Here is a 25,272-nt window from a genome sequence, read left to right on the forward strand (position 1 = left end):
ACAATTGGACAGGCCTGGCACTACTATTGCAGTTCTTTTTCTGTGAACAGGTCGGCGAACAGCGCCGTACTTAAATAACGTTCGCCGGAGGAGGGCAGGACAACCACAATGTTCTTGTTAGCGAAAGCTTCATCTTCCTGCAACTTCAGCGCGGCGGCTACGGCTGCGCCGGAAGAGATGCCAGCAAGAATGCCTTCCTCATCCATCAGGCGGCGAGCGGTAGAAATCGCCTCTTCATTAGTGATGGCGACCACACGATCCACTAGGCTTAAGTCCAGGTTGCCGGGGATAAAGCCTGCGCCGATGCCCTGAATTTTATGCGGGCCTGGTTTAACTTCCTGGCCTGCCAGCGTCTGGGCAATAACCGGAGAATCGGTCGGCTCGACCGCTACGCTGATAAGATCTTTTTTGCCTTTGGTGTTTTTAATATAGCGGGTAACGCCGGTTAAGGTGCCGCCGGTGCCCACGCCAGAAATAAACACATCTATCTGACCATCGGTATCTTCCCAGATTTCAGGGCCGGTGGTTTTTTCGTGAATTTCCGGGTTAGCTGGATTGCTGAACTGTTGCAGCATCAGGAACTTATCGGGATTGCTGGCGACAATCTCTTCCGCTTTAGTAATCGCGCCTTTCATACCTTTTGCGCCTTCGGTCAGCACCAGGCTGGCGCCAAGCGCCTTCAGCAGTTTACGACGCTCAACCGACATGGTTTCCGGCATAGTCAGCGTCAACTTATAGCCACGGGCGGCGGCGACATAGGCCAGTGCAATCCCGGTGTTGCCGCTGGTTGGTTCGACTAATTCCACGCCCGGCTTCAAAATTCCGCGCTTTTCCGCGTCCCAAATCATATTGGCACCGATACGGCATTTGACGCTGAAGCTGGGATTGCGAGATTCGACCTTCGCCAGAATGCGTCCATTGCCGATGCGGTTCAGACGAACCAGCGGCGTATGACCGATTGTTAAAGAATTGTCTTCATAAATCTTACTCATAGCCCGTCCTTAACTGTATGAATTTCAGGGAACCGTGAAAGCATACCTTTTCCAGTTTCGCAAGGAAGGAAGGAAAAAGTATATGTATATGTTTAGCTGAAATAAGCCTTTTTAAAAGGGTATAAGGCCGCTCTGCTGCCCGCTGCAGGCGAATGCAACGGGCCCGATAAGCATGCTTGCTTTTGCCGGAAGGCGCAGCAGTTGCGCCGTGAGAAGTTAGCGTTTGCCGCTCAGCTGAGGCGCGTCGGCAGTATGCTGACCCAGCTGGTTACGATACCGATCAACCCACATGGCGGTCGCGCCGCAAACCGCAACCGGCATAATGGCCAGATTAAGCAGAGGAACCATGGTAAACAGGCTGACCAGCGCGCCGAACTGCATATTGTCGGTTTTGTGCTGGCGCAGCGCACTACGCATTTTCTGAAAACTTACTTTATGGTTATCAAAAGGATAATCGCAGTACTGAATCGACAGCATCCAGGCGCTGAACAGAAACCACAGCACAGGCGCCACCGTTTGACCAAAACCGGGAATAAAGTAGAGCAGCAGCAGGCCCAGCGCGCGTGGCAAATACCATGCGAGCTTTTGCCATTCGCGCTTCATGATGCGCGGAATATCTTTCATTAACGCCAGCCAGCCGTTATCGGGCAGCGGCTGGCCCGTTAAACGGCCTTCCAGCTGTTCTGCCAGCAGGCCGCAGAAAGGCGCGGCAATCCAGTTGGCAATAGTAGAAAAGAAGTAGCTGAAGACCAGCACGATAGAAATAACCGTCAGCGGCCAGAGCAAATAGCTTAGCCACTGGAGCCAGTCCGGCACATGCGACATCATCTGCGGGATCCACTGATTAAGGCGATGAAAGAGCCAGATAAATGCGCCGCCAAGCAGAACGATATTAACCAGCAGCGGAATAACAACGAAACGGCGAATGCCCGGCAGGCGGATAAGTTTCCAGCCCTGGGCAAAATAGTGAATGCCGTTATAAGAAGCGGGGGTGACCGTGGCCATCTACAGTTTTTCTCCTCTGTTTGGCAGGCCAGGCTATCATAACCTGGCTTTTTTCTCTTACCAGCCGCCGTTTGGCTGAAAAAACAGCAAAAAAGCGGGGTGGCTCTATCTTATTTGTCAGAAAAGCCGGTGCAGACTTGCACTTGTTTAGCGGGACAAATACAGTTAGAGGATAAAGTTTGCCGTGGTGGCAAGGTATTGGAACAACAGAGAATACAATGATGCAGGATTTGCGTCTGATATTAATCGTTGTTGGCGCGATCGCCATAATAGCGCTGCTTCTTCATGGCCTGTGGACCAGCCGTAAAGAGCGCTCATCTGTGTTTCGCGATCGCCCGCACAAGCGTTTAAAGCAGGATCATGAAGATAACCTGACCGACGAGGACACTAGCGGCACAGGTGAGGTTCGCGTTCGTCGCGCGCCGCCAAAATCTTCCCATAACGAACCCTCTTTTGATGGCTTTACCGCAGACGACGAAGAGCCAGCGCCACGTCCTGCTCCCCGTAAGCCGCAGCCTGCACGTAACTCAGTGCCCGTCGTGCCGCAGCCGGAACGCGATCCGCTCTTTGACAGCGAACCTTCCGTAACGGTTGACGACGACGAAGCTGCGCCTCTGCCGCAGGAACGTCCGCAGCCCGTTGCGCCGCGTCCGCAGCAGCCGACGCCCGTCCGCCATGAAGAAACGCCAGCGGATCCGTTAATTGACGACGTGCAGTGGCAGGATGACGACGAGCCGGTAATGGCGCTGGAAACTGATGCGCCTGTTGCGGCTTCGGAAACTGCCGCTCAGCCGCAGCCGCCGCGCGAAGAAGCGCGCCGTAAAGAAACCGTGCTGGTGCTACATGTTGCCGCTCATGCCGGCGGCGAGCTAAATGGCGAAAGCCTGTTACAGGGCATTTTGCAGGCGGGATTCCAGTTTGGTGAAATGAACATTTTCCATCGTCATTTAAGCCCGGCAGGAAGCGGCCCGGTGCTGTTCAGCCTGGCGAATATGGTAAAACCGGGCTCGTTTAACCCGGATGCCATGACCGATTTCAGCACGCCTGGCGTATCGATCTTTATGATGGTGCCTTCCTATGGCGATCCTCATCAAAACTTTAAGCTCATGCTTCAGTCGGCGCAGCGCATCGCTGATGATGTCGGCGGCGTGGTGCTGGACGATGAGCGTCGTATGATGACGCCGCAGAAGCTGGAAACCTATAAGGCGCGTATTCGCGACGTGGTTGACGCGAACGCCTGATAAGCTGGTTTCTGAACTATTCCCTGAACCCCCGCTAGTCGGGGGTTTTCTTTCTCTGATGGTGCGTTATGGAATCCGTACAAGACAAAATTACCGAACTGCGAACCACGCTTCGTCATCATGAATATCTGTATCACGTCATGGACGCGCCGGAAATTCCCGATGCGGAATACGATCGTCTGATGCGTGAACTGCGTGCCCTGGAAGAACAACATCCCGATTTAATCACGCCGGATTCACCAACCCAACGTGTAGGCGCGGCCCCGCTAACGGCATTTGAGCAGGTGCGTCATGAAGTGCCGATGCTGTCGCTGGACAATGTATTTGATGAAGCGGGCTATTTGGCGTTTAACAAGCGCGTCCAGGATCGCCTCAAAAGCAGCGACGACATTACCTTTTGCTGCGAGCTGAAGCTGGACGGGCTGGCAGTCAGTCTGTTGTATGAAGATGGGCTGCTGGTACGCGCCGCCACGCGTGGCGACGGCACCACCGGAGAAAACATTACGGCCAACGTGCGCACCATCCGGGCGATTCCGTTGCGTCTGAAAGGTGACAATATTCCGGCGCGCTTAGAAGTGCGCGGCGAAGTGTTCATGAACCAGGCGGGCTTCGAAAAGCTCAACGAAGAGGCGCGTCGCACCGGTGGCAAAATATTTGCTAACCCGCGTAACGCCGCCGCAGGCTCCCTGCGTCAGCTCGATCCGCGTATTACCGCTAAGCGCCCGCTGACTTTCTTCTGCTACGGCATCGGGCTGGTCGAAGGCGGCGAACTGCCGCACAGTCACTGGGAGCGTTTGCAACTGTTTAAATCCTGGGGCATTCCGGTCAGCGATCGCATTCGTCTTCACCATAGCGCCGAAGAGGTGCTGGATTTCTATCATCAGGTAGAGCGCGATCGTCCGCAGCTCGGTTTTGATATTGATGGCGTGGTCATCAAAGTTGATTCTCAGGAGCTGCAGGAGCGGTTGGGCTTTGTGGCGCGCGCGCCGCGCTGGGCGATCGCGTTTAAATTCCCGGCGCAGGAACAGCTGACCACGGTACGTGACGTTGAGTTTCAGGTGGGCCGTACCGGTGCGATTACGCCAGTTGCACGTCTGGAGCCGGTACAGGTGGCGGGCGTCATGGTGAGCAATGCGACGCTGCACAATGCGGATGAAATCGCGCGGCTCGGTCTGCGCATTGGCGACCGCGTGGTGATCCGTCGTGCGGGCGATGTCATACCGCAGGTGGTTAACGTGGTTGAATCGGAACGCCCGCAGGAAACGCGCGAAATTACATTTCCCAGCCACTGTCCGGTGTGTGGCTCTGACGTCGAGCGCGTCGAAGGCGAAGCGGTAACGCGCTGTACCGGCGGACTGATTTGCGGCGCCCAGCGTAAAGAAGCGCTGAAACATTTTGTCTCGCGTCGCGCCATGGACGTGGACGGCATGGGTGACAAAATCATCGATCAGCTGGTGGAAAAAGAGTATGTCAAAACGCCTGCCGATCTTTTCCGTCTGACGGCGGGCCTGCTGACCGGGCTGGATCGCATGGGGCCGAAATCGGCGCAAAATGTGGTGAATGCGCTTAACAAAGCGAAAGCGACCACGCTGCCGCGTTTTCTCTATGCGCTGGGCATTCGTGAAGTGGGTGAGGCGACGGCGGTTAACCTGGCGAATCATTTCGGTTCGCTGGAAAAGATCATGGATGCCGACCTGGATGCATTAATCGCCGTACAGGATGTTGGCAAGATTGTCGCATCGCACGTGCGCAACTTTATGGAAGAAGAGAGCAACCGTGAAGTGATACGCCAGCTGATTGAGGATATTGGTATTCACTGGCCGGAAATCACCATCGTCAACGTTGCCGAACTGGATAACCCCTTTGCCGGTAAAACCGTGGTGCTGACGGGTTCGCTAAGCATTATGTCTCGTGATGATGCGAAAGAGCGGCTAACAGCGCTGGGCGCGAAAGTGAGCGGTAGCGTTTCGAAGAAAACCGATTTGGTTATCGCTGGTGAAGCGGCAGGCTCTAAGCTGGCAAAAGCGCAGGAGTTGGGCATCGAGGTTATTGATGAAGCGGAGATGATCCGCCGTCTGGACAGCCAGAATGGATAAACAGCAGCTGATCGATATTGCCAATACTGTAATGCCCTTTGGCAAATATCAGGGGCGCGTATTGATCGATCTGCCGGAACCTTATCTGCTGTGGTTCGCCCGTAAGGGCGAATTTCCGGCCGGACAGCTGGGGGAACTGATGCAGTTAACGCTGGCGATTAAAATTGAAGGGCTGGAAGGGCTGGTTAAGCCACTAAAGCAATCTCGCTGAAGGGCGCCGCTGATAGCGGCGCCCTTTTTGTTACTTCTGAGACTCCACTACCGCTTTACCCTGCGGAGCGTTCGCTTTTAGCGCCGCGTCATTCTTCTTTTTATAACGTTGGGCAATAAACGAGCAGACCATTAGCTGCACCTGATGGAAGATCATCAGCGGCAACACAATTATGCCCACGGCGGCGGCAGGGAACAGGATGTTCGCCATCGGCACGCCGTTTGCCAGGCTTTTCTTCGAGCCACAGAACAGAATGGTAATTTCGTCTGCGCGGTTGAAGCCGAACAGGCGCGCCGCCAACAGGTTGATCAGTAAGACAATCGCCAGCAGCAGCGTGCTGCCCACCAAAATCCATACCAGCGTCATGATGCCGACCCGATGCCAGATACCATTGACCACCGCTTCACTGAATGCTGAATACACCACCAGCAGAATTGATGTTTGATCGGTTTTACCAATCAGGCTGCGATGACGTTCAACCCAGCCGCCGATCCAGCGGCGCGACAGATGGCCCAGCACAAAGGGCACCAGCAGCTGCAACATAATGCGCCCGATCTGCTCCAGGCCGTTGCCCGGCATTTCGCTGTGAATATTCATCACCAGGTTGACCAGCAGTGGCGAGATAAAAACGCCGAGCAGGCTGGATGCGGAGGCGCTGCAGACGGCGGCGGCGACGTTGCCGCCAGCCATGGATGTAAAGGCGATAGCGGACTGTACCGTGGCGGGCAAAATACAGAGATAAACAAAGCCGGTATAAATATCGGCGCTAAGGTCTACCGGATGCCACCAGACCAGCAGCAAACCGAGGATCGGAAACAGTACGAAGGTACTGAACATAATCCATAAATGCAGCCGCCAGTGGCTGCTGCCAGCGATGATTTTTTCGCGCGACAGCTTGGCGCCGTGCATAAAGAACAGCAGGGCGATGGCGGCAGTAGTCAGCCATTCGAAAAAGGGGACAAAGCCGCCTTTAGCAGGCAGGAAGGTAGCGAGAAGGACGGCGATCAATAATTTCACCATCATCGGATCGAGACGCAAAATTCCCATTGTTAAAACCTGGTTAAAAATCGATGGTCTATTGTGCGCCAGCGGCGTTTAGAAATAAAATTGATTTATTGCATCCATTGATGAATGAAATAGATGAATTATACGTTACGCCAGCTGCGAGTTTTTGTCGCTGTCGCACAACACGGCAGCTTTAGTCAGGCCGGGCAGATTATCGGCCTGAGCCAGTCGGCGGTGAGTCACAGCATTAAGGAGCTGGAGGCGGAAATGGGCATCCGCTTGCTGGATCGCACCACGCGTGAAGTGATTTTAACCAATGCCGGACAGCAGTTGGCGAATCGCCTGGAGCGGCTGCTGGAAGAGCTAAATACCACCATACTGGATGCGCGCAGCTTCGGGCAGCAGCGCAGCGGCACGGTCAGGGTCGCAGCCAGTCAAACCATCTCCGCGCATCTGATGCCGCAGTGCCTGGCAGCGAGCCAGCTACGCTATCCAGAAATCAAAGTCATGCTACGTGACAGGCCGCAACAGTGGGTTTTACAGAGCGTACGCGATGCCGAGGTCGATTTTGGTATCGTGGTGGGGCCGCTCACCGCCGGCGAGTTTGAATCGCAGCCGATTCTTGATGAGCCTTTTTTGCTGCTGTGCCGTCAGGATGATGAACTGGCGCAGGAAGAAACGATCCGCTGGCAGCGGCTGAGCGGGCGCACGATGGTTTTACAGGATTACGCCTCCGGCAGCCGGGTATTAATCGATGAGGCGCTGAAGCAGCAGCAGGTCGAAGCAGAAATCGTACAGGAGATCGGCCATCCCACCACGCTGTATCCCATGGTAGAAGCAGGTATAGGCATCAGTATCTTACCGGCGCTGGCGCTGCCTTTGCCTGCCGGTCGGCCGCTGTTAGTGCGCCGGTTATTACCGGAGATTAACCGCACGCTAATGCTGATTCGCCGTAAAAACCGTTCTTTGACGCCCGCCGCTGAGGTTATCTGGCAGGAAGTGCGTCAGCAGGCGATGCTGCTGACGCAACAGCGGCAACGGATGCCCGCTTTTTAGATATAAACGTTAATCTGGTTTTCTGCCGTCGGGCGGTTAACGCCGTCGGCGACTTTTGCGCTGCCGCTGTCGCTGTGCTTAGCTTCTTGTTTTTTAGTCGCTTCTTCTGCCTGCTGACGTTGCAGCTGGGCCAGCTGCGCCTGAAGCATCTGGATCTGGCTTTGCAGCTGCTCTTGCTGTTTCTGTTTTTCCTCGGTTGATGAGTCTGAGTTGTTCACATCTTTTAGCTGCTGTTGCAGTTTGGTGATCTGGCTGGTCAGACGTGAAATCTGCGAGGAGACGTCGCTGCTGCTGGAGCTGCTGCTTTGGCTAACGCCTGAGGTTGATGTGTTAATCGTTGTCATGATCTTCTCCTTTGTAATAGACCAATACGTTTATCGGTAACAGTTACAAAGGGCTTGAGGACGGAAAGCGTAAAAGAAGTGCTAAGAAAGTGAAAAGGCGCAGGTTCTTATCCTGCCGATTTTGCATAGCAAAAAGGCGCCTTTAGGGCGCCTTTCTACATTGGTGGGTCGTGCAGGATTCGAACCTGCGACCAATTGATTAAAAGTCAACTGCTCTACCAACTGAGCTAACGACCCGATGGTGGGTGATGACGGGCTCGAACCGCCGACCCCCTCCTTGTAAGGGAGGTGCTCTACCAACTGAGCTAATCACCCATTTCGGTGCGACAGATTATAAAAGATGGTGGGTGATGACGGGCTCGAACCGCCGACCCCCTCCTTGTAAGGGAGATGCTCTACCAACTGAGCTAATCACCCATCTTTTATGGTCTGTCTTACACTGCGGGCCATCAGGAAGATGGTGGGTGATGACGGGCTCGAACCGCCGACCCCCTCCTTGTAAGGGAGATGCTCTACCAACTGAGCTAATCACCCCCGCTGTGTGGAGTCGCATTATAGGGAGAGTTGCAAATGAGTCAACGCTTTTTAAAACGAAAATGTTTGTTCGTCTTAAAATTAGGCAGCGTGTCGCGCTTTTAACCGAAATCGACATTTAGCCGCATGAAAATTCAACGGTATGCCGCAAGGACGCCGGGTTTGCCGTTGAGGAATCAGGGGCAGGTGATAGAATATGCGCACTTAAACAATGCAAGAAAATCATCTTTTCTGTCATTCCGCAGAAAATCTGCGCACAAAGGCAAGCTCAATGAAAATCAAAACCCGTTTCGCGCCCAGCCCGACCGGCTATCTGCACGTTGGCGGCGCTCGTACCGCGCTCTACTCCTGGCTGTTTGCCCGTAATCACGGCGGTGAATTTGTCCTGCGCATTGAAGATACCGATCTGGAACGTTCTACGCAGCAGGCGATTGACGCCATTATGGACGGCATGAACTGGCTGAATCTGGACTGGGATGAGGGTCCGTATTATCAGACCAAACGCTTCGATCGCTACAACGCGGTGATCGATGAGATGCTGGAAGCGGGAACCGCCTATAAATGTTACTGCTCCAAAGAGCGTCTGGAACAGCTGCGCGAAACGCAAATGGCGAACGGCGAGAAGCCGCGCTATGACGGACGCTGCCGCGACAGCCATGAACATCATGCTGATAATGAGCCGCACGTGGTGCGTTTCCGCAATCCGCAGGAAGGCTCGGTGGTATTTGACGACCAGATCCGCGGCCCGATTGAATTCAGCAACCAGGAGCTGGACGACCTGATTATTCGTCGTACCGATGGCTCGCCGACCTATAACTTCTGCGTGGTAATCGATGACTGGGATATGGGCATTACCCATGTTATTCGCGGCGAAGACCATATCAACAATACGCCACGCCAGATTAATATTCTGAAAGCAATTGGCGCGCAGGTGCCGGTTTACGCGCACGTTTCTATGATTCTGGGCGACGATGGTAAAAAGCTCTCCAAGCGTCACGGCGCGGTTGGCGTCATGCAGTACCGCGATGACGGCTATCTTCCGGAAGCGTTGCTGAACTATCTGGTGCGTCTGGGCTGGTCCCATGGCGATCAGGAAATTTTCTCTATTGATGAGATGAAACAGCTGTTTTCGCTGGATGCGGTAAGCAAATCCGCCAGCGCCTTTAATACCGAGAAGCTGCAGTGGCTGAACCATCATTACATCAATGCGCTGCCGCCGGAATATGTCGCCACGCATCTGCAATGGCACATTGAACAGGCGCAGATCGATACCCGTACCGGGCCTGAGCTGGCACAGCTGGTCAAACTGCTGGGCGAGCGCTGTAAAACGCTGAAAGAGATGGCGGCCAGCTGCCGCTACTTCTATGAAGAGTTCGATACCTTTGATGCCGATGCGGCGAAAAAACATTTGCGCCCGGTAGCGCGTCAGCCGCTGGAAGTGGTACGCGACAAGCTGGCCGCTATTACCGACTGGACGGCAGAAAATGTTCATCACGCCATTCAGGCGACGGCGGACGAGCTGGAAGTGGGTATGGGCAAAGTAGGGATGCCGCTGCGCGTGGCGGTAACCGGAGCAGGGCAGTCACCGGCGCTGGATGTGACGGTGCAGGCGATTGGCCGTTCGCGTGCCGTAGCGCGTATTGAAAAAGCGCTGGCCTTTATCAGCGAGCGTGAAGCGCAGGCCTAAGCCTTTCCTGTGATACATAAAAAAACCGGAAGCCAGCTTCCGGTTTTTTTTCACTTACTTTCAATATCCAGCCGTTGCAAAAGGCCTTTAACGCCTTCACGCAGTAGTAATCTCTGTAAGTTTTGCTGTTCCTGCGGCGTCATCTGCTGCACAACAGAGAGCAATAGACCGGACAAGGTATTCGGCCGCGCCTGATAAATGCCGGCGGGTTCCGCGGCATAACGTATTTCGTTGATAAACGCGTTGACTCTTTCATCAATTTTTACCACGCGCGCTTTGCCGCCCTGAACGCCGGGCTTAGGCTTCGTGGTCCACTGCTCGCGTTTAATCCATTTGTTAATTGTCTGGCGCGTATAGCCTGTCCGCTGGGCTAGCTCATCTGGCGTTAACCATTCCTCTTTCACGTTTCAGTCCCTGTAAACTTAAACAACAGGCGAATATATTACATGAAAACGTAAGGTGATTAACTAACGTGGATCACTAACGGGTGCGGTCGCATCCTCCGCCCGCAGGCGGAGGAAAAGCTGGTTAGCGTGACGCCGTAGCGGTTTCTGCCGCCGGACGGAAAGCGAGGAAATAGGCGAGGCCGACAAATACTGCACCGCCTACGCCGTTGCCCAGGAAAACGGCCACGAAGTTCGGCAGATATTCTGCCCAGCTAAGCTGACCGGCAAAAATTGCCGCCGGAATGATAAACATATTAGCAACCACGTGCTGAAAACCGATGGCGACAAAAGCCATTACCGGGAACCAGGCGCCAAAGATTTTGCCGACCATATCTTTACTGGCGAAAGCCAGCCAGACCGCCAGACAGACCAGCCAGTTACAGCCGATGCCGGAAATAAAAGCATGCGTAAAATCGGCGTTAACTTTTGCCGTGGCGATGGCGACAGTCTTATTCAGGTAATCCCCTTCGGTCATACCAAGAATATGACCAAAGAACCAGGCGACGGCCACGCTACCAATAAAGTTAGCGATAGTGATCCAGAACCAGTTACGCAGCACGCTTAAGCCGCTCACCTGGCGGGCAAACCAGGCGATCGGCAACGTCAGCATGTTCCCGGTCAGCAGTTCGCCGCCCGCCAGGATCGTCAGGATCAACCCGACCGGGAAGACCGCCGCGCCAAGGAAGCCGCCAAAAGAACCCCAGTCTGCAGGCAGTTTATTAATCACATGCAGATCGAGCAGAAAACCGGTGGCAATAAATGCACCGGCCATAAAACCAAGAATTAACAGAGAAGAAACGGAAAGACGGCTTTTTGCCACGCCAGACTGAATAGCAATGGCTGCGATTTCTTTAGGTGAATGCAAAGACATAATAGCTCTGGTGTTAGTCAAAGAATAAAAGGCATTTTCGCGTCTTAACGGCGGCAGGGCTCAGCCGGAGCGGACACGATCATCCTGTCGATTAATTAGCGTGCGAAGTTTTGCATAGCAAATTAACAATAACAAGCGACATTTTATAATGACATTAACGCAAAATTAACATCAGGCAGCAGGGGAAACAGGGCCACTTAGTAGTAAATCTTTCCGCAACGGCAATCGGCGTGATGAATCAGGGGTTAACGGCGTTGCCAGGGATAATGATTCGGCGGTCGGACAGGATTGCTGATGCAACGCAACGCCTTGATTGACGCCTTTTTCAGCGATCAAACACAGTTTTTGAATTTGCCGTTGACACCCTGAAGGCGGTTTCATATCATGCGCTCCGTCAACACGACACGGTTATCCGGTATGGGGCTATAGCTCAGCTGGGAGAGCGCTTGCATGGCATGCAAGAGGTCAGCGGTTCGATCCCGCTTAGCTCCACCAAATCTATCCCAAGAGATTTGGCAACGGGTAATCATCTGATGTGGGGGTATAGCTCAGCTGGGAGAGCGCTTGCATGGCATGCAAGAGGTCAGCGGTTCGATCCCGCTTATCTCCACCATTCTTCTTATGTTCCCTGTTATCGCGCAATAATAAATTCCACCTTTATTCTTTTCCTGTTTTGACGCTCATCAATCGCCTGGCTTATCAGCTTTTACACCTCTGCTTGTTAATGACATTTGCTTAATGCATGGTGTCTTACATAACAGACTTAGCCAGACGCCTGGCAGCGATCCTGACAGTCGCCTTTACCGTCCTGACTAAGCACTCCCCTTCTTAACAAATAATCCTGTACCTTTTGCCGTAGCTTTTGCGCCCATAAAAAAACCGGGCCAGGCCCGGTTTTTAGCGTCACTCATGTGATCAGGAGAGAACCAGGCCGGCGATAGAGGCTGACAGCACGCTGACCAGCGTAGAACCGTACAGCAGTTTCAGGCCAAAGCGTGATACCACGTTACCCTGTTCTTCATGCAGACCTTTAATCGCACCGGCCACAATGCCGATAGAAGAGAAGTTAGCAAAAGAAACCAGGAATACGGAGAGGATGCCTTCACCGCGCGGCGAGAGTTGCCCGGCGATTTTCTGCAGATCCATCATTGCCACAAACTCGTTGGAAACCAGTTTGGTCGCCATAATACTGCCAACCTGCAACGCTTCGCTGGACGGAACGCCCATAACCCACGCAAACGGGAAGAACACATAGCCCAGCACGCCCTGGAAACTGATACCGAAAATGGCGTCGAACAGCGCGTTAATGCCGGAAATCAGGGCGATAAAACCGATCAGCATTGCGGCAACGATAATCGCCACGCGGAAACCGGCAAGGATATATTCACCCAGCATTTCAAAGAAACTCTGGCCTTCGTGCAGGTTGCGAAGCTGCAAATCTTCTTCTTTATCCACGCGGTAAGGGTTGATCAATGACAGCACGATAAAGGTACTGAACATATTCAACACCAGCGCGGCGACCACATATTTCGGCTGCAGCATGGTCATATAGGCGCCCACGATAGACATGGAAACCGTAGACATCGCAGTAGCCGCCATGGTGTACATGCGGCGCTGCGACATCTGACCAAGGATATCCTTATAGGCGATAAAGTTTTCTGACTGTCCCAAAATCAGTGAGCTAACCGCGTTAAAGGATTCCAGTTTGCCCATGCCGTTAATTTTCGACAGTACCGTACCGATAGCGCGAATAACGACAGGCAGAATGCGGAAATGTTGCAGAATACCGATCAGAGCAGAGATAAAGACGATAGGGCAGAGAACATTAAGGAAGAAGAACGCCAGACCTTTGTCATTCATTCCACCAAATACGAAGTTGGTCCCTTCAGCAGCGTATTTCAGCAGATAATCAAACAGGCCGGCAAAGCCTTTGACGAATCCCAGGCCAGCTTCAGAATTGAGGAAGAACCAGGCCAGCAGAACCTCAATCACTAATAGCTGTATGATAAAACGGACGCGGATATTTTTACGATCGCGGCTTACCAGCAATGCCAGCAACGCAACCACCACCAGCGCCAGAACAAAATGCAAAATGCGGGACATGTATGCTCCAAATTTGAGGCAGGTTATATTTCGCTGCGTATTCTATGTAACACCGAGCGTAAAAACGAGATCAAGTCCACAATATAACAATTGCCTATCGTGCTAAGCGCAAGAAAAGACTGCTCGATCACAACTGTAACACTGATTAAAAAAACCACATCTTCATTGTTAACATTTTTGAGATGGCCTACAGTTAGTGGGTTGATGATGTTTAAACAGTCGGCTATTGTGAATACAGATATAGCCATTGCTATACTTTATAGCGCGAGCTATCACAACGATAACGACAATCATATTTCACTATGGGTTATGTCCCTTTACGCTGTAAGGGTGACACCATTTCCAGACAGGATAATGACTATGTTAGAAAGCCGCACCGCGGAACGAGCTGCACGCGGAGCCCGTAAGGTAAAGCTGGCGTTGCTGGGGCCCGCTTTTATTGCGGCAATTGGCTACATCGATCCTGGCAACTTTGCCACCAATATCCAGGCGGGCGCGTCCTATGGCTATAAGCTGCTGTGGGTTGTGGTCTGGGCCAATATTATGGCAACCATCATTCAGCTGATGTCCGCCAAGCTCGGCATCGCTACCGGTAAAAATCTCGCAGAACATATTCGCGATCGCTTTCCGCGCCCGGCAGTTTGGTTCTACTGGGTACAGGCGGAAATTATCGCTATGGCCACCGATTTGGCGGAGTTTATCGGCGCCGCGCTCGGTTTTAAAATGCTGCTCGGCATTTCGCTCCTGCAGGGCGCGGTATTAACCGGCGTTGCCACCTTTTTAATTTTGATGCTGCAAAATCGCGGGCAAAAGCCGCTGGAGCTGGTGATTGGCGGGCTGCTGCTGTTTGTCGCCGCTGCCTATATTGTTGAGCTGTTCTTTTCGCAGCCGCAAATGACCGAACTGGTGCGCGGCATGGCGCTGCCTTCGCTGCCTACGGCTGACGCCGTATTTCTGGCGGCGGGCGTGCTGGGCGCTACCATTATGCCGCACGTAATTTATCTGCACTCTTCGCTGACGCAAAACGGCGGGCGCGGCAGCTCGCGCAGCGAGCGCTACTCTTCTACCAAGCTGGATGTCGCCATCGCCATGACCATTGCCGGCTTCGTTAACCTGGCGATGATGGCGACGGCGGCGGCGGCTTTTCACTTTAACGGTCATTCCGGCGTGGCGGATCTCGATCAGGCCTACCTGACGCTGAAGCCGCTGTTAAGCGATGCCGCGGCGCTGGTGTTTGGTCTGAGCCTGGTGGCAGCCGGCCTGTCATCCACGGTCGTCGGCACGCTGGCAGGGCAGGTGGTGATGCAGGGCTTTATCCACTTCCATATTCCGCTGTGGCTGCGTCGCGCCATTACCATGCTGCCCTCCTTTATCGTCATTATGGCGGGCTGGGATCCTACGCGTATTCTGGTGATGAGTCAGGTGCTGCTGAGCTTCGGCATCGCGCTGGCGCTGATTCCGCTGCTGGTATTTACCGGCAAGCAGGAGCTGATGGGGGATATGACCAACACGCGCACCATGCAGACCGTCGGCTGGATTATCGTAGCGCTGGTGGTCACGCTGAATATCTATCTGCTGGTAGGGGAAACACTGGGGCTGGGCTGAGAACAGTTGCCTGCTCTGCTGACGCAGCGCGAACCGGTTTGCCGCGCTGCGCCAGGGTAAAGCGTTAAACGGATCGCCACAGGCAGGATGGCGATTTAGTCATGATGATGATGGTGATGCTTTTCCCACTTACGATGTTCCCGCTCACGGGCGCGCTCATGATGACGCCATTCCCGCTCCCGCCGCCATTCACGGCGCTGCCACTGTTGACGCTCCCAGTCGCGATGACGTCGCCACTGTTCATGACGCCACCAGCGGCCCTGTTGCCATTCATAGCGATCGTGCCACCAGCGCCCGTCGCGCCAGCGTCCGCCATCCCAGTAGTGGCCGTGGCGATCGCGATCGCCCAGTTGTAATGTTATGCCGGGCGCCAGCGTAATCGTCGCGCCGTCGGCATGTGCTGTGGATGTAGCAAAAGGGGACAAGGTTGCCAGCAAAGCGGCAAAAATAACGGCACGTTTCATATTTCTCCTTATCAGTGCGCAAACAGCAGCACTGTTGGCGCCAGCATAGAAAGAAAGGGCGCGTATAGCATCGGCAGCTTTCTGAAAAAGATAAGGATAATCTTAATTGGGAATTTTCTGGCTGCCATCCGACAGCCAGCGAGGGGAATTACTTCAGTAAGGCATCAATTTCCTGGATCTCTTCTGCGCTGAGCTGGCTCTGCTGCAGCATCTGCACCGCATCATCAATCTGGCTGGTTTTGCTGGCGCCGATGAGTACGCTGGTCATGGCGGGCTGGCGCAGCACCCAGCTCAGCGCCATTTGCGCCAGTTTCTGCCCGCGACGCTGGGCGATGGCGTTTAGCTGCTGCACGGTATTCATCTTTTCCGACGTCAACTGGTCGGCATTCAGGAAACGACTGCCGCTGGCCGCGCGGGAATCTTCCGGCACGCCGTGCAGATAGCGATCGGTCAGCACGCCGCCCGCCAGCGGGGAAAACGCGATGCAGCCTACGCCTTCGCGCTGGAGTACATCCAGCAAACCCGCTTCCGGCGTACGCTCAAACATCGAGTATTTCGGCTGATGGATTAAGCAGGGCGTACCCAGCTCGCGCAGAATCTGAATGACCTCTGTCGCCCGATCGGCAGGATAGTTTGAAATCGCGGCATACAGCGCCTTGCCCTGACGAACCACCTGATCCAGCGCCATCATCGTCTCTTCCAGCGGCGTCTCTGGATCGGGACGATGATGATAGAAAATATCAACGTACTCAAGGCCCATACGCTTCAGGCTCTGATCGAGGCTGGAGATCAGATACTTACGCGACCCCCAGTCGCCGTAAGGCCCATCCCACATGGTATAGCCCGCTTTGGTGGAGATAATCAGCTCGTCGCGATAGCCGTGAAAATCTTCCCGTAAAATTCGACCGAAGTTCTCTTCTGCCGAGCCGGGCGGCGGGCCGTAATTATTCGCCAAATCAAAATGAGTGATGCCGCAGTCAAAGGCGTGGCGTAACAGGGCACGGCTGTTATCGACGCGCGTGCTGTCGCCAAAGTTATGCCACAGACCAAGGGAAACAGCGGGCAGCTTAAGGCCGCTGCGCCCTGAACGACGATATTCCATCTGCTGATAACGCTCAGCGGCAGGTTGATAATGCATAGCAATTCCCTGAAGAAATAGGTAATTAAAGCAAGGAGCTTAGCAGTGTATACGTTTACACAAGATGAAAAGCGCGTGACGGATCGCAATTACAGAAAAATCCACAGGCGTAACGCCCGGTTGCCAGCGGGCAAAGCAGGATAACAATATCGTATGTCGACGCGGCAGCAGAATAATCGATACTCAAATGACCTGATTACGCAAGGAGTCTGCTATGTCTGGACTAACGGTAAGTGATTATCTGCTGCAGCGGCTGAATGAAATCGGCATCGATCATCTGTTTGGCGTGCCAGGCGATTTTAACCTGACCTTTCTCGATCGGGTGATCGCTCATCCTCGTCTGGCCTGGGTTGGCTGCGCCAATGAGCTTAACGCCGCTTACGCTGCCGATGGTTATGCGCGTAGCCGCCGGGCCGCCGCGTTATTGACCACCTTTGGCGTAGGGGAGTTGAGCGCCATTAACGGCATTGCGGGCAGCTACGCGGAATATTTGCCAGTTATTCATATTGTTGGCGCGCCTTCATTGTCAGCTCAGCAGCGCGGCGATCTTATTCATCACTCGCTGGGCGACGGCGACTTCGGACACTTTGCGCGTATGCAGCAGGAGGTGACGGTCACGCAGGCGACGCTGACGGTAGAAAACGCCTGTGCCGAAATCGATCGGGTAATAAGCGAAGCCCTGATGCAGCGGCGACCCGCTTACCTGCTGCTGCCGGTAGATGTCGCCGTCGCGCCCGCTCCGGCGCCGCTTCAGCCGCTGACCGTTCAGTATCCGCTTGATGCTTCCTCCCTGCAGGGTTTTCGTCTGGCAGCAGAACGCCTGCTTGCCGACGCGCGCAGCGTTTCGCTGCTGGCGGACTTTCTGGCCGATCGCTTTGGCGTTCAACAGCAGCTTGCACACTGGCTGGAGGCCGTACCGCTGCCGCACGCCACGCTGCTGATGGGTAAAGGTGTACTGGATGAACAGCGCCCAGGTTTCGCCGGAACCTATGCCGGGGAGGGCTGTGCCGCCGCAACGCGCCGAGTTATTGAACAGGCGGACGTTATCATTACCGTTGGCGTGCGCTTTACCGATACCATCACTGTCGGTTTTACGCAGCAAATTGAGGCCGCAAAAACGATAGATGTTCAGCCGTTTAGCGTCACGGTCGCTGGAGAGTGCTTCGAGCAACTACCGATGTCTTGCGTAATCGATGAATTGCAGCAGCTTTGCCAGCGCTACAGCGCGGGCTGGATGCTGGATCGCTGTCAGCCCGCGCCGCTGGCACAGGACGCCCAACCCGGCCTGACGCAAAATGCCTTCTGGCAGGCGATGCAGGATTTCCTGCGTCCGGGCGATCTGATCGTGGCGGAGCAGGGCACCGCCGCCTTTGGCGCGGCGGCGCTGCGCTTGCCGAGCGACGCCAGGCTGGTGGTTCAGCCGCTCTGGGGATCTATCGGCTATACTTTGCCGGCAGCCTTTGGCGCCCAAACCGCCGAGCCGGAACGACGGGTGATTCTGCTTATTGGCGACGGTTCGGCGCAGTTAACGGTGCAGGAGCTGGGTTCGATGATGCGCGATAATTTGAAACCGCTCATCTTTCTGTTAAACAACGACGGTTATACCGTTGAGCGCGCGATCAATGGCGCTGACCAGCGTTATAACGATATTGCCGCCTGGAACTGGACGCAGATACCGCAGGCATTAAGCCAGGCGTGTCCCGCGCAAAGCTGGCGCGTGATGGAGACCGTACAGTTAACAGAAGTGATGAAACTTATTGCCGACGCGCCGCGTCTGTCGCTGGTGGAGGTGGTGTTGCCGCGTCTCGATTTGCCGCCGCTCTTACAGCAGGTCTCCGCCTCGCTGCATCAGCGCAATTCGGCATAGCGATTTCAGAAAGATGGTGCTGTTCAGATCCGGCTTTCACGGTTAAGGTAACGGGCGATTTGGCAAGGCGCTTTCATTTCGGTGAGCGTTGTTGTTTTACCGGGGGAAATTTATAGTGTCCCGTAGTGAATTGACATAAGCGGAGCAGCAGAATAATGACTAAATACGCTTTGGTGGGTGACGTTGGCGGTACCAACGCGCGCCTGGCGCTGTGTGAAGTAGAATCCGGCCTGATTTCTCAGGTAACCACCTATTCCACCTCTGAGCATCCCAGCCTCGAAGCGGTGATCCGTCTGTTCCTGGAAGAGCAGCAGCAGGAGATAAAAGATGGCTGTATCGCCATTGCCTGCCCGATTACCGAAGACTGGGTAGAAATGACCAATCATGACTGGGCATTCTCTACCAAAGCGCTGAAAGCCAGCCTGGAATTTGAACATCTGGAAATCATTAACGATTTCACCGCGGTTTCCATGGCGATCCCGATGCTGACGGAAAGCGACGTTATTCAGTTCGGCGGCAAGGAAGCAATTAAAGATAAGCCGATCGCCGTGTATGGTGCGGGCACTGGTCTTGGCGTGGCGCATCTGGTGCATGTCGATCGTCGCTGGGTCAGCCTGCCGGGCGAAGGTGGACACGTCGATTTAGCGCCAAACAGCGTGGAAGAAGATCTTATCCTGCAGGTGCTGCGTGAGGAGCTGGGCCACGTTTCAGCGGAACGCGTACTGTCAGGCGCAGGCCTGGTGAATCTTTATCGCGCCATTGTGAAATCGGATAAGCGCGTGCCGGAAAACCTGAAGCCGAAAGATGTGTCAGAGCGGGCGCTGGCTGACAGCTGCACCGATTGCCGTCGCGCGCTGTCGCTGTTCTGCGTGATTATGGGGCGCTTCGGCGGTAACCTGGCGTTAACGCTGGGCACCTTCGGTGGCGTTTATATCGCCGGCGGCATCGTGCCGCGTTTCCTTGAATTCTTTAAAGCATCCGGCTTCCGCGCTGCCTTTGAGGATAAAGGGCGTTTCCGCGATTACGTGCATAACATTCCGGTCTATATGATTACGCACGATCAGCCTGGCCTGCTGGGCGCGGGCGCGCATCTGCGCCAGACGCTGGGCCGCGTGCTGTAACGCTGCGCACCGCAGTCTGCGAAAACAGGCGTCGGTACGGGCCTCATGTAAAAAGCTGATAAAAAGCCTGCTTAAAGCAGGCTTTTTATTCGGGTTTTAGCACTCTCGTTTTCAGCGGGCTTCTGTCCGGCCTCATCACTTTTTTCAGCGTGCTTTGCTTTTATCTGAGCCTCATCACCTTGTTAATATTCACCTGCGGCGAACAGCGTCATAAACGCATCAGCTGGCGAAACGCTTTTACCTTGCTGCGGCTTACCGGCACCTGAAAATCCAGGTCGCGCAGCCGCAAAATATAAGTGTTATTAAACCAGGGCTCGATTTCGCGGATCTTGCTCAGGTTGACGCAGTAAGAACGATGGCAGCGGAAAAACTGGCTTTCCGGCAGCCGATGACAGAACTCAGTAATAGTCATCGACATCACGTACTCTTCCCGGCGTGTATAGACAAACGTCAGCTTCTCATGGGCTTCGACGTAATAGATCTCATTAATGTCGGTCACAATAATCCGCTCATCCTTTATCAGATTCACGGTTTGCGCTATTGGGCGAAGCGTTGCCGCGTCGGGCACGCTCGGCTGATGCTGCTGTTGCCAGTGCGCTTCCAGTTTGTGCAGCATGGCGACAATGCGTGACTCATGGTAAGGCTTCAGAATGTAGTCAAAGGCTTCCAGTTCAAACGCCTGCACCGCATGTTCTTTCCAGGCGGTGATAAATACAATTTGCGGCTTATGGGCGAACTTACTGATGTTTTGCGCCAGTAAAACGCCGTCCAGCGAAGGAATATTAATATCCAGGAAGATCACATCCACTTCGCTGTGCTGCAAAAACTTCAGTACGTCGAGCCCGTCGTCAAAACAGGCGACAATATCGATAGCGCTGTGCTGCTTAATCATCCAGCTCAGCTCCTGCTGCGCCAGAAACTCATCTTCTACAATGATGGCTTTCACTTGCTTCTCCCGCTCAGGCCGTCAGCGACAAGGTTTTTTCCGGCAGTTTTTCACCGTTTTTACTGATAAAGAACGCAATTTCCGTACCCGGATGAAGCTGCTTAATCTGCAATCCGCCGCCGTACAGCAACTTAACGCGATGATGCACGTTCAGCAGGCCGATTTTATTACCGGGCATCTCATTACGCTCAACGCGGGCAATGACCTCATCGCTGATGCCGTTGCCGGTATCGCGCACTGCGATACGCACGCGATCGCCGCAGTCTTCAACCGACAGCGTCACCACGCCTTTACCGCGGCAGGGCTGAATGCCGTGAACGATGGCATTCTCCACCAGCGGCTGGATAAGCAGGCTGGGAAGCGTGCAATTTACCTCTTCGTCGATGTGATAAATCATCGTGAGCTTATCGCCAAAGCGTGCCTGTTCAATGGCGATATAGTCTTTCACCTGATACAGCTCTTTTTTAATGTCGATCGTTTCATCGTCGTTCAGCTCCAGGTTATAGCGTAGATAACGCGACAGATTAATGATCAGCTGGCGCGCCGTATCGGGATTTAAACGAATCGAGGAAGAGATGGCGTTCAGGGCGTTAAACAGAAAGTGAGGGTTGATCTTGCTTTGCAGAGCGCGCAGTTCGGCCTTATTCGCCATCTCGCGCAGCTGCTCGGTGCGCGACACTTCCAGCTGGGTGGAGATAATTTGCGACAGGCCGACCGCCATCTCTTTGAGTGACCAGGTAATTCGGTGAGCGTGGCGATAATAGATTTTCAATGTGCCGGTGACTTCGCCTTTTTCCCAGAGCGGAATCACAATCATCGAATGAATATCGCGCGTGCGGTAGGCTTCATCGTTATTTTTAATAATAATTTTGCCGTAATTAAGCGCCTGGCGGGTGGTCGGACTCAGCCCGTCGTCGCCCTGGCGGTAATGCTGTTCGCCGTAGCCGACGTAGGCCAGAATCTGATGCTTGTTGGTGATGGCTACGGCATCCGCATTAATATCGCTGCAAATAATTTCGCATACCTTGCGCAGGGAATCGCTGTTGACCTGACGAAACAGCGGCAGCGTTTTATTGGCAATATCCAGCGCCAGCTTGGCATGACGCGCGGCTACCGCCTCTTTTTCTCCCTCCACGCTCTGCACCAGCAGCACAATCAGCCCAATGCTCACCGCGCCCAGGATCATGGGAATAGCGATTTCAGAAACGATCTCAATGCCGCGTGCGCGCGGCGTCGCCCACAGCAGGATCAACAGCATCGTCAGGGTTTCGCACAGCATGCCGCCAAGGATCCCCAGTCGCCAGCGATGCTCTTTCGCCACTCTCAGGTTAATCCAGCCGGAGACCACGCCGGCGATAATGCTGGTAATCAGGCAGGGCACCGCCGAAACGCCGTGCATATCGATTAAGAAGCGATGCACACCAGCAATGACGCCGGTCGCAATGCCCACCCAGGGGCCAAATAAAATGCCGCCCGACATCACGGCGATCACGCGCACGTTCAGTAGCGAACCATCGACATTGACCGCCGACCAGGTACTGAACAGGGCGAACAGCGAGAAAATCGCCGTTACCGCCAGCAGCTCCTGACGCGAGTGTTCATCCTTCTGTAACAGCTGGCGAAAGTGGCGCGTGCGCGTCAAAAAGAACAGGCAGATCAGCATCAGGGCGGCGCGGTCAAACACCGCCAGCAGCATATCGAATATGGATTGCACAGGCATCTCGTGGCTTCACACAGGGAACATCATGATAAAAAATGTGGCTTTAGCGCGCCACGATCTTTGCATTTTACGGAAGCAGGCGCGAAAAATTTATTTTTCTGCCCCTGTCGACAACGTTATCTCCGCCAGGCTATGGTCATTCTTCGACCACAACGGTGGTCAGCGTCGCTCGGACGGTCCGGGCGCTTACGTACTCACAGAGGTTGCTATGGCTGATAACAGCTCGTCTCGTCGTTTTTCCCGCATTGAACGTCTTCCTCCTTATGTTTTTAACATTACCGCTGAGCTGAAAATGGCTGCGCGTCGGCGCGGCGAAGATATTATCGATTTCAGCATGGGCAACCCGGACGGCGCCACGCCGCCGCATATTGTGGAAAAGCTCTGTCAGGTGGCACAGCGCGATGATACCCACGGTTACTCCACTTCGCGCGGCATTCCGCGTCTGCGTCGGGCGATTTCGCGCTGGTATGCCGATCGCTACGAGGTGGAGATCGATCCTGAATCGGAAGCCATTGTCACCATCGGTTCGAAAGAGGGGCTGGCACATCTGATGTTGGCGACGCTCGATCATGGCGATACCGTGCTGGTGCCCAATCCCAGCTATCCCATTCATATTTACGGCGCGGTGATCGCTGGCGCCCAGGTGCGTTCAGTGCCGCTGGTGGCTGGCGTTGATTTTTTCAACGAGCTGGAAAGGGCGATTCGGGAGAGCTATCCAAAGCCGAAAATGATGATCCTCGGGTTCCCGTCAAACCCTACCTCGCAATGCGTCGAACTGGACTTCTTTGAGCGCGTTATCGCGCTGGCGAAACAGTACAACGTGCTGGTGGTTCACGATCTGGCCTACGCCGACATTGTTTATGACGGCTGGAAAGCGCCGTCTATTATGCAGGTGCCGGGCGCGCGCGACGTAGCCGTTGAGTTCTTTACGCTATCGAAAAGTTACAATATGGCGGGCTGGCGCATCGGCTTTATGGTCGGCAACAAAGAGCTGGTCGCCGCGCTGGCGCGCATTAAAAGCTATCACGATTACGGCACCTTTACGCCGCTGCAGGTGGCGGCCATCGCCGCGCTGGAAGGCGATCAGCAGTGCGTGCGTGACATCGCCGAGCAGTATAAACGTCGTCGCGACGTGCTGGTAAAAGGGCTGCATGAAGCGGGCTGGATGGTAGAAATGCCGAAAGCCTCAATGTATGTCTGGGCCAAAATCCCCGATCATTATGCCCATCTCGGATCGCTGGAGTTCGCCAAACGACTGTTGCAGGAGGCGAAGGTCTGCGTCTCGCCGGGCATCGGTTTCGGCGACTATGGCGATACGCATGTGCGCTTTGCGCTGATTGAAAACCGCGATCGTATCCGGCAGGCGGTGCGCGGGATTAAAGCGATGTTTCGTGCCGACGGCGTTCTGTCGGGCAGCGTGAAAAACAGCGGGTTGGTTGAAACGGAAAACGACGCTTCCGCGTCATAAGAAGCAATCAGGCGACGCATAGCGTCGCCTCTGTTGCCGCACTTTTACAGCATCAGCACGAAGGTGCCAACCCAGACTAACAGGAAGAAAGAGATTCCCATCAACGCATATTTCACCTGAAAACTCCCCTGACGATTATGTCGGTGGCGATCCCAAACCTGCATAACCTGAACAGAATAAGAACAAGGCGCGCTTTCTTTGGTACGACGCCGTTGTTTCCAGATAGCTCTGAATCGCTCAGAACAGGATCGCGCGCTAATTTACGCGCATTCGCGGCCAAAATAAATAGGCATGATCCGAGCTGCAGCCCGCCTCTGACACCCTTATTTCACCTGAATTTCCGGTATGACCGACATGCCGACCCGCAAATGCGCCAGGTTGGGTTGATGATCGTCCAGCGTAATTTTTACCGGCAGGCGCTGCACCACCTTGGTAAAGTTGCCGGTGGCGTTATCGGCGGCAATGGCGGAGAAGGTCGCGCCGGTCGCGGGGGCGATACTCTCTACCCGGCCGTGGAAATGCTGGCCGGGCAGAGCGTCCACGGTGATCTCCACCGCCTGGCCTGGCCGCACGTTAGCCAGCTGGGTTTCCAGATAGTTGGCGATGATATAGCTCTTTTCCAGTGGCACCAGCGCCAGCAGGCGGCTGCCGGCGGAAACCCAGGCGCCCTGACGCAGGCTGCGCTGGCCGACCATGCCGCTTACCGGCGCAACAATCCGCGTATAAGACAGATTAAGCTGCGCCTGATCGACCGAGGCTTTTGCCGAGGCTATCTCCGCTTCCGCCTGCTTCTGGCTGGCCAGCAAAATGCCCAACTCTTTTTCCGCCGCCAGCACCGCAGCCTGGTTTTGCGCCACCTGCGCCGCAGCGGATCGCATGGTGGAGTTGGCTTTCTGCTGCTCGTCGGCGGTTGCGGTGCCGCTCTGGAGCAGGCGGCGATAGCGATCGGCATTTTGACCGCATAGCTGAGCGTCGCCTGGCTGGCGGTTACCGCCGCTTTATTTTGCGCAATAACGGCCTGCTGCTGCTCGCGCTGCGCGGCAATGCTGGCGAGCTTCGCCTGGCTTAGCTGCAGGCTCGCCTCGGCGCTTTCCAGCGCCACGCGATAATCGCGATCGTCCAGCGTCGCCAGCAAATCGCCCGCCTTAACCTGTTGGTTATCACGTACCAGAACCTGGCTGATATAGCCAGAAACTTTCGGCGCGACCAACGTATAGTCGGCGGCGACCCAGGCATCGTCGGTTTGATAGTCGGCGCGCGTCATGGCGGACCAGATAAAAAAGGCGATCGCCAGTAGAACAATTAACAGCACTGCCAGCAGGCCAGTACGTTTAGCAGGTGTAAAAGACATC

General features: G+C 54.6%; 21 protein-coding genes, 6 tRNA genes and 1 pseudogene. 11 read left to right on the forward strand and 17 right to left on the reverse strand.

Annotated features, from left to right (window positions below; genetic code table 11):
• Positions 1 to 23: 23 nt before the first annotated feature.
• Positions 24 to 992: a cysteine synthase A gene (gene cysK / locus P3C52_RS05190; protein ID WP_275554137.1), complete on the reverse strand. Its 969-nt coding sequence runs from the start codon at positions 990 to 992 to the stop codon at positions 24 to 26.
• Between the two features lie 216 nt (positions 993 to 1,208).
• A complete protein-coding gene (cysZ, locus tag P3C52_RS05195; RefSeq protein ID WP_275554138.1) occupies positions 1,209 to 1,997 on the reverse strand; it encodes a sulfate transporter CysZ in 789 nt (262 codons plus the stop codon).
• 218 nt (positions 1,998 to 2,215) lie between these two features.
• Here cysZ and zipA point away from each other — a divergent pair, with 218 nt between their 5' ends.
• From zipA to P3C52_RS05210, 3 genes are all read left to right on the forward strand, one after another.
• A complete protein-coding gene (zipA, locus tag P3C52_RS05200) occupies positions 2,216 to 3,238 on the forward strand; it encodes a cell division protein ZipA (protein WP_275554139.1) in 1,023 nt (340 codons plus the stop codon).
• A gap of 68 nt (positions 3,239 to 3,306) precedes the next feature.
• Positions 3,307 to 5,334, forward strand: coding sequence for an NAD-dependent DNA ligase LigA (ligA, locus tag P3C52_RS05205; RefSeq protein ID WP_275554140.1), 2,028 nt, complete (start codon positions 3,307 to 3,309; stop codon positions 5,332 to 5,334).
• On the forward strand, positions 5,327 to 5,545 hold the full coding sequence (locus P3C52_RS05210; protein WP_275554141.1) for a DUF3820 family protein: 219 nt from the start codon (positions 5,327 to 5,329) through the stop codon (positions 5,543 to 5,545). The genes ligA and P3C52_RS05210 overlap by 8 nt, the downstream gene beginning before the upstream one ends.
• A gap of 30 nt (positions 5,546 to 5,575) precedes the next feature.
• On the opposite strand, the gene P3C52_RS05215 is transcribed toward P3C52_RS05210, so the two are convergent.
• Positions 5,576 to 6,592 (reverse strand): bile acid:sodium symporter family protein, encoded by a 1,017-nt coding sequence (locus tag P3C52_RS05215; protein ID WP_275554142.1) that lies wholly within the window; start codon positions 6,590 to 6,592, stop codon positions 5,576 to 5,578.
• Between the two features lie 93 nt (positions 6,593 to 6,685).
• On the opposite strand from P3C52_RS05215, the gene P3C52_RS05220 reads away from it, so the two are divergent.
• On the forward strand, positions 6,686 to 7,606 hold the full coding sequence (locus P3C52_RS05220; RefSeq protein WP_275554143.1) for a LysR family transcriptional regulator: 921 nt from the start codon (positions 6,686 to 6,688) through the stop codon (positions 7,604 to 7,606).
• Here the strand turns inward: P3C52_RS05220 and P3C52_RS05225 are convergent.
• From P3C52_RS05225 to P3C52_RS05245, 5 genes are all read right to left on the reverse strand, one after another.
• The gene (locus P3C52_RS05225) at positions 7,603 to 7,950 is read right to left on the reverse strand and encodes a FlxA-like family protein (RefSeq protein ID WP_275554144.1); all 348 of its coding nucleotides are present in this window, start codon (positions 7,948 to 7,950) and stop codon (positions 7,603 to 7,605) included. The genes P3C52_RS05220 and P3C52_RS05225 overlap by 4 nt on opposite strands.
• A gap of 161 nt (positions 7,951 to 8,111) precedes the next feature.
• Positions 8,112 to 8,187 (reverse strand) — tRNA-Lys (locus P3C52_RS05230).
• Between the two features lie 2 nt (positions 8,188 to 8,189).
• A tRNA-Val gene (locus P3C52_RS05235) sits at positions 8,190 to 8,265 on the reverse strand.
• A gap of 26 nt (positions 8,266 to 8,291) precedes the next feature.
• Positions 8,292 to 8,367, reverse strand: a tRNA-Val gene (locus P3C52_RS05240).
• A gap of 41 nt (positions 8,368 to 8,408) precedes the next feature.
• Positions 8,409 to 8,484 (reverse strand) — tRNA-Val (locus P3C52_RS05245).
• Positions 8,485 to 8,755: 271 nt separating this feature from the next.
• Between P3C52_RS05245 and gltX the strand changes: the two genes are divergently transcribed.
• On the forward strand, positions 8,756 to 10,171 hold the full coding sequence (gltX, locus tag P3C52_RS05250) for a glutamate--tRNA ligase (protein ID WP_275554145.1): 1,416 nt from the start codon (positions 8,756 to 8,758) through the stop codon (positions 10,169 to 10,171).
• A gap of 50 nt (positions 10,172 to 10,221) precedes the next feature.
• On the opposite strand, the gene P3C52_RS05255 is transcribed toward gltX, so the two are convergent.
• Complete coding sequence (locus P3C52_RS05255; protein WP_275554146.1) at positions 10,222 to 10,575, reverse strand: YfeC-like transcriptional regulator; 354 nt, start codon at positions 10,573 to 10,575, stop codon at positions 10,222 to 10,224.
• 124 nt (positions 10,576 to 10,699) lie between these two features.
• Complete coding sequence (locus P3C52_RS05260; protein WP_275554147.1) at positions 10,700 to 11,488, reverse strand: formate/nitrite transporter family protein; 789 nt, start codon at positions 11,486 to 11,488, stop codon at positions 10,700 to 10,702.
• Between the two features lie 419 nt (positions 11,489 to 11,907).
• Between P3C52_RS05260 and P3C52_RS05265 the strand changes: the two genes are divergently transcribed.
• Positions 11,908 to 11,983, forward strand: a tRNA-Ala gene (locus P3C52_RS05265).
• Between the two features lie 42 nt (positions 11,984 to 12,025).
• Positions 12,026 to 12,101 (forward strand) — tRNA-Ala (locus P3C52_RS05270).
• A gap of 302 nt (positions 12,102 to 12,403) precedes the next feature.
• On the opposite strand, the gene P3C52_RS05275 is transcribed toward P3C52_RS05270, so the two are convergent.
• Positions 12,404 to 13,591: a NupC/NupG family nucleoside CNT transporter gene (locus P3C52_RS05275; protein WP_275554148.1), complete on the reverse strand. Its 1,188-nt coding sequence runs from the start codon at positions 13,589 to 13,591 to the stop codon at positions 12,404 to 12,406.
• A 360-nt stretch (positions 13,592 to 13,951) separates the two neighbouring features.
• Here P3C52_RS05275 and P3C52_RS05280 point away from each other — a divergent pair, with 360 nt between their 5' ends.
• The gene (locus tag P3C52_RS05280) at positions 13,952 to 15,196 is read left to right on the forward strand and encodes an Nramp family divalent metal transporter (protein WP_275554295.1); all 1,245 of its coding nucleotides are present in this window, start codon (positions 13,952 to 13,954) and stop codon (positions 15,194 to 15,196) included.
• Positions 15,197 to 15,291: 95 nt separating this feature from the next.
• Here P3C52_RS05280 and P3C52_RS05285 read toward each other — a convergent pair whose 3' ends face one another.
• Together P3C52_RS05285 and mgrA are read right to left on the reverse strand one after the other, a co-directional pair.
• Entirely contained in the window at positions 15,292 to 15,660 is a 369-nt protein-coding gene (locus P3C52_RS05285) for a DUF2502 domain-containing protein (RefSeq protein WP_275554149.1), read from the reverse strand.
• 148 nt (positions 15,661 to 15,808) lie between these two features.
• Positions 15,809 to 16,798 carry an L-glyceraldehyde 3-phosphate reductase gene (mgrA, locus tag P3C52_RS05290; RefSeq protein WP_275554150.1) on the reverse strand — a complete coding sequence of 330 codons (990 nt, stop codon included), beginning with the start codon at positions 16,796 to 16,798 and terminating at the stop codon, positions 15,809 to 15,811.
• Between the two features lie 214 nt (positions 16,799 to 17,012).
• Between mgrA and P3C52_RS05295 the strand changes: the two genes are divergently transcribed.
• Both P3C52_RS05295 and glk read left to right on the forward strand, forming a co-directional pair.
• On the forward strand, positions 17,013 to 18,665 hold the full coding sequence (locus P3C52_RS05295) for a thiamine pyrophosphate-binding protein (protein WP_275554151.1): 1,653 nt from the start codon (positions 17,013 to 17,015) through the stop codon (positions 18,663 to 18,665).
• Between the two features lie 155 nt (positions 18,666 to 18,820).
• Complete coding sequence (gene glk, locus P3C52_RS05300; RefSeq protein ID WP_275554152.1) at positions 18,821 to 19,786, forward strand: glucokinase; 966 nt, start codon at positions 18,821 to 18,823, stop codon at positions 19,784 to 19,786.
• A gap of 208 nt (positions 19,787 to 19,994) precedes the next feature.
• Here glk and P3C52_RS05305 read toward each other — a convergent pair whose 3' ends face one another.
• Complete coding sequence (locus P3C52_RS05305; protein WP_275554153.1) at positions 19,995 to 20,732, reverse strand: LytTR family DNA-binding domain-containing protein; 738 nt, start codon at positions 20,730 to 20,732, stop codon at positions 19,995 to 19,997.
• 13 nt (positions 20,733 to 20,745) lie between these two features.
• Positions 20,746 to 22,428, reverse strand: coding sequence for a sensor histidine kinase (locus P3C52_RS05310; RefSeq protein ID WP_275554296.1), 1,683 nt, complete (start codon positions 22,426 to 22,428; stop codon positions 20,746 to 20,748).
• 232 nt (positions 22,429 to 22,660) lie between these two features.
• Between P3C52_RS05310 and alaC the strand changes: the two genes are divergently transcribed.
• Positions 22,661 to 23,920: an alanine transaminase gene (gene alaC / locus P3C52_RS05315; RefSeq protein ID WP_275554154.1), complete on the forward strand. Its 1,260-nt coding sequence runs from the start codon at positions 22,661 to 22,663 to the stop codon at positions 23,918 to 23,920.
• A gap of 44 nt (positions 23,921 to 23,964) precedes the next feature.
• Here the strand turns inward: alaC and ypdK are convergent, their stop codons facing one another.
• Positions 23,965 to 24,036: a membrane protein YpdK gene (gene ypdK, locus P3C52_RS05320; protein ID WP_103790920.1), complete on the reverse strand. Its 72-nt coding sequence runs from the start codon at positions 24,034 to 24,036 to the stop codon at positions 23,965 to 23,967.
• Positions 24,037 to 24,243: 207 nt separating this feature from the next.
• A pseudogene (locus P3C52_RS05325) lies at positions 24,244 to 25,271 on the reverse strand (HlyD family secretion protein).
• Between the last annotated feature and the right edge of the window lies 1 nt (position 25,272).

Source organism: Mixta sp. Marseille-Q2659, assembly GCF_940807255.1.
In the GTDB taxonomy this organism is placed as follows: Bacteria; Pseudomonadota; Gammaproteobacteria; order Enterobacterales; family Enterobacteriaceae; genus Mixta.

Bases quoted from the DNA above. Each gene is read 5' to 3' on its own strand.
- cysK (WP_275554137.1), bottom strand. From the start codon at position 992: ATGAGTAAGATTTATGAAGACAATTCTTTAACAATCGGTCATACGCCG.
- cysZ (WP_275554138.1), bottom strand. From the start codon at position 1,997: ATGGCCACGGTCACCCCCGCTTCTTATAACGGCATTCACTATTTTGCC.
- zipA (WP_275554139.1), top strand. From the start codon at position 2,216: ATGATGCAGGATTTGCGTCTGATATTAATCGTTGTTGGCGCGATCGCC.
- ligA (WP_275554140.1), top strand. From the start codon at position 3,307: ATGGAATCCGTACAAGACAAAATTACCGAACTGCGAACCACGCTTCGT.
- P3C52_RS05210 (WP_275554141.1), top strand. From the start codon at position 5,327: ATGGATAAACAGCAGCTGATCGATATTGCCAATACTGTAATGCCCTTT.
- P3C52_RS05215 (WP_275554142.1), bottom strand. From the start codon at position 6,592: ATGGGAATTTTGCGTCTCGATCCGATGATGGTGAAATTATTGATCGCC.
- P3C52_RS05220 (WP_275554143.1), top strand. From the start codon at position 6,686: ATGAATTATACGTTACGCCAGCTGCGAGTTTTTGTCGCTGTCGCACAA.
- P3C52_RS05225 (WP_275554144.1), bottom strand. From the start codon at position 7,950: ATGACAACGATTAACACATCAACCTCAGGCGTTAGCCAAAGCAGCAGC.
- gltX (WP_275554145.1), top strand. From the start codon at position 8,756: ATGAAAATCAAAACCCGTTTCGCGCCCAGCCCGACCGGCTATCTGCAC.
- P3C52_RS05260 (WP_275554147.1), bottom strand. From the start codon at position 11,488: ATGTCTTTGCATTCACCTAAAGAAATCGCAGCCATTGCTATTCAGTCT.
- P3C52_RS05275 (WP_275554148.1), bottom strand. From the start codon at position 13,591: ATGTCCCGCATTTTGCATTTTGTTCTGGCGCTGGTGGTGGTTGCGTTG.
- P3C52_RS05280 (WP_275554295.1), top strand. From the start codon at position 13,952: ATGTTAGAAAGCCGCACCGCGGAACGAGCTGCACGCGGAGCCCGTAAG.
- P3C52_RS05285 (WP_275554149.1), bottom strand. From the start codon at position 15,660: ATGAAACGTGCCGTTATTTTTGCCGCTTTGCTGGCAACCTTGTCCCCT.
- mgrA (WP_275554150.1), bottom strand. From the start codon at position 16,798: ATGCATTATCAACCTGCCGCTGAGCGTTATCAGCAGATGGAATATCGT.
- P3C52_RS05295 (WP_275554151.1), top strand. From the start codon at position 17,013: ATGTCTGGACTAACGGTAAGTGATTATCTGCTGCAGCGGCTGAATGAA.
- glk (WP_275554152.1), top strand. From the start codon at position 18,821: ATGACTAAATACGCTTTGGTGGGTGACGTTGGCGGTACCAACGCGCGC.
- P3C52_RS05310 (WP_275554296.1), bottom strand. From the start codon at position 22,428: ATGCTGCTGGCGGTGTTTGACCGCGCCGCCCTGATGCTGATCTGCCTG.
- alaC (WP_275554154.1), top strand. From the start codon at position 22,661: ATGGCTGATAACAGCTCGTCTCGTCGTTTTTCCCGCATTGAACGTCTT.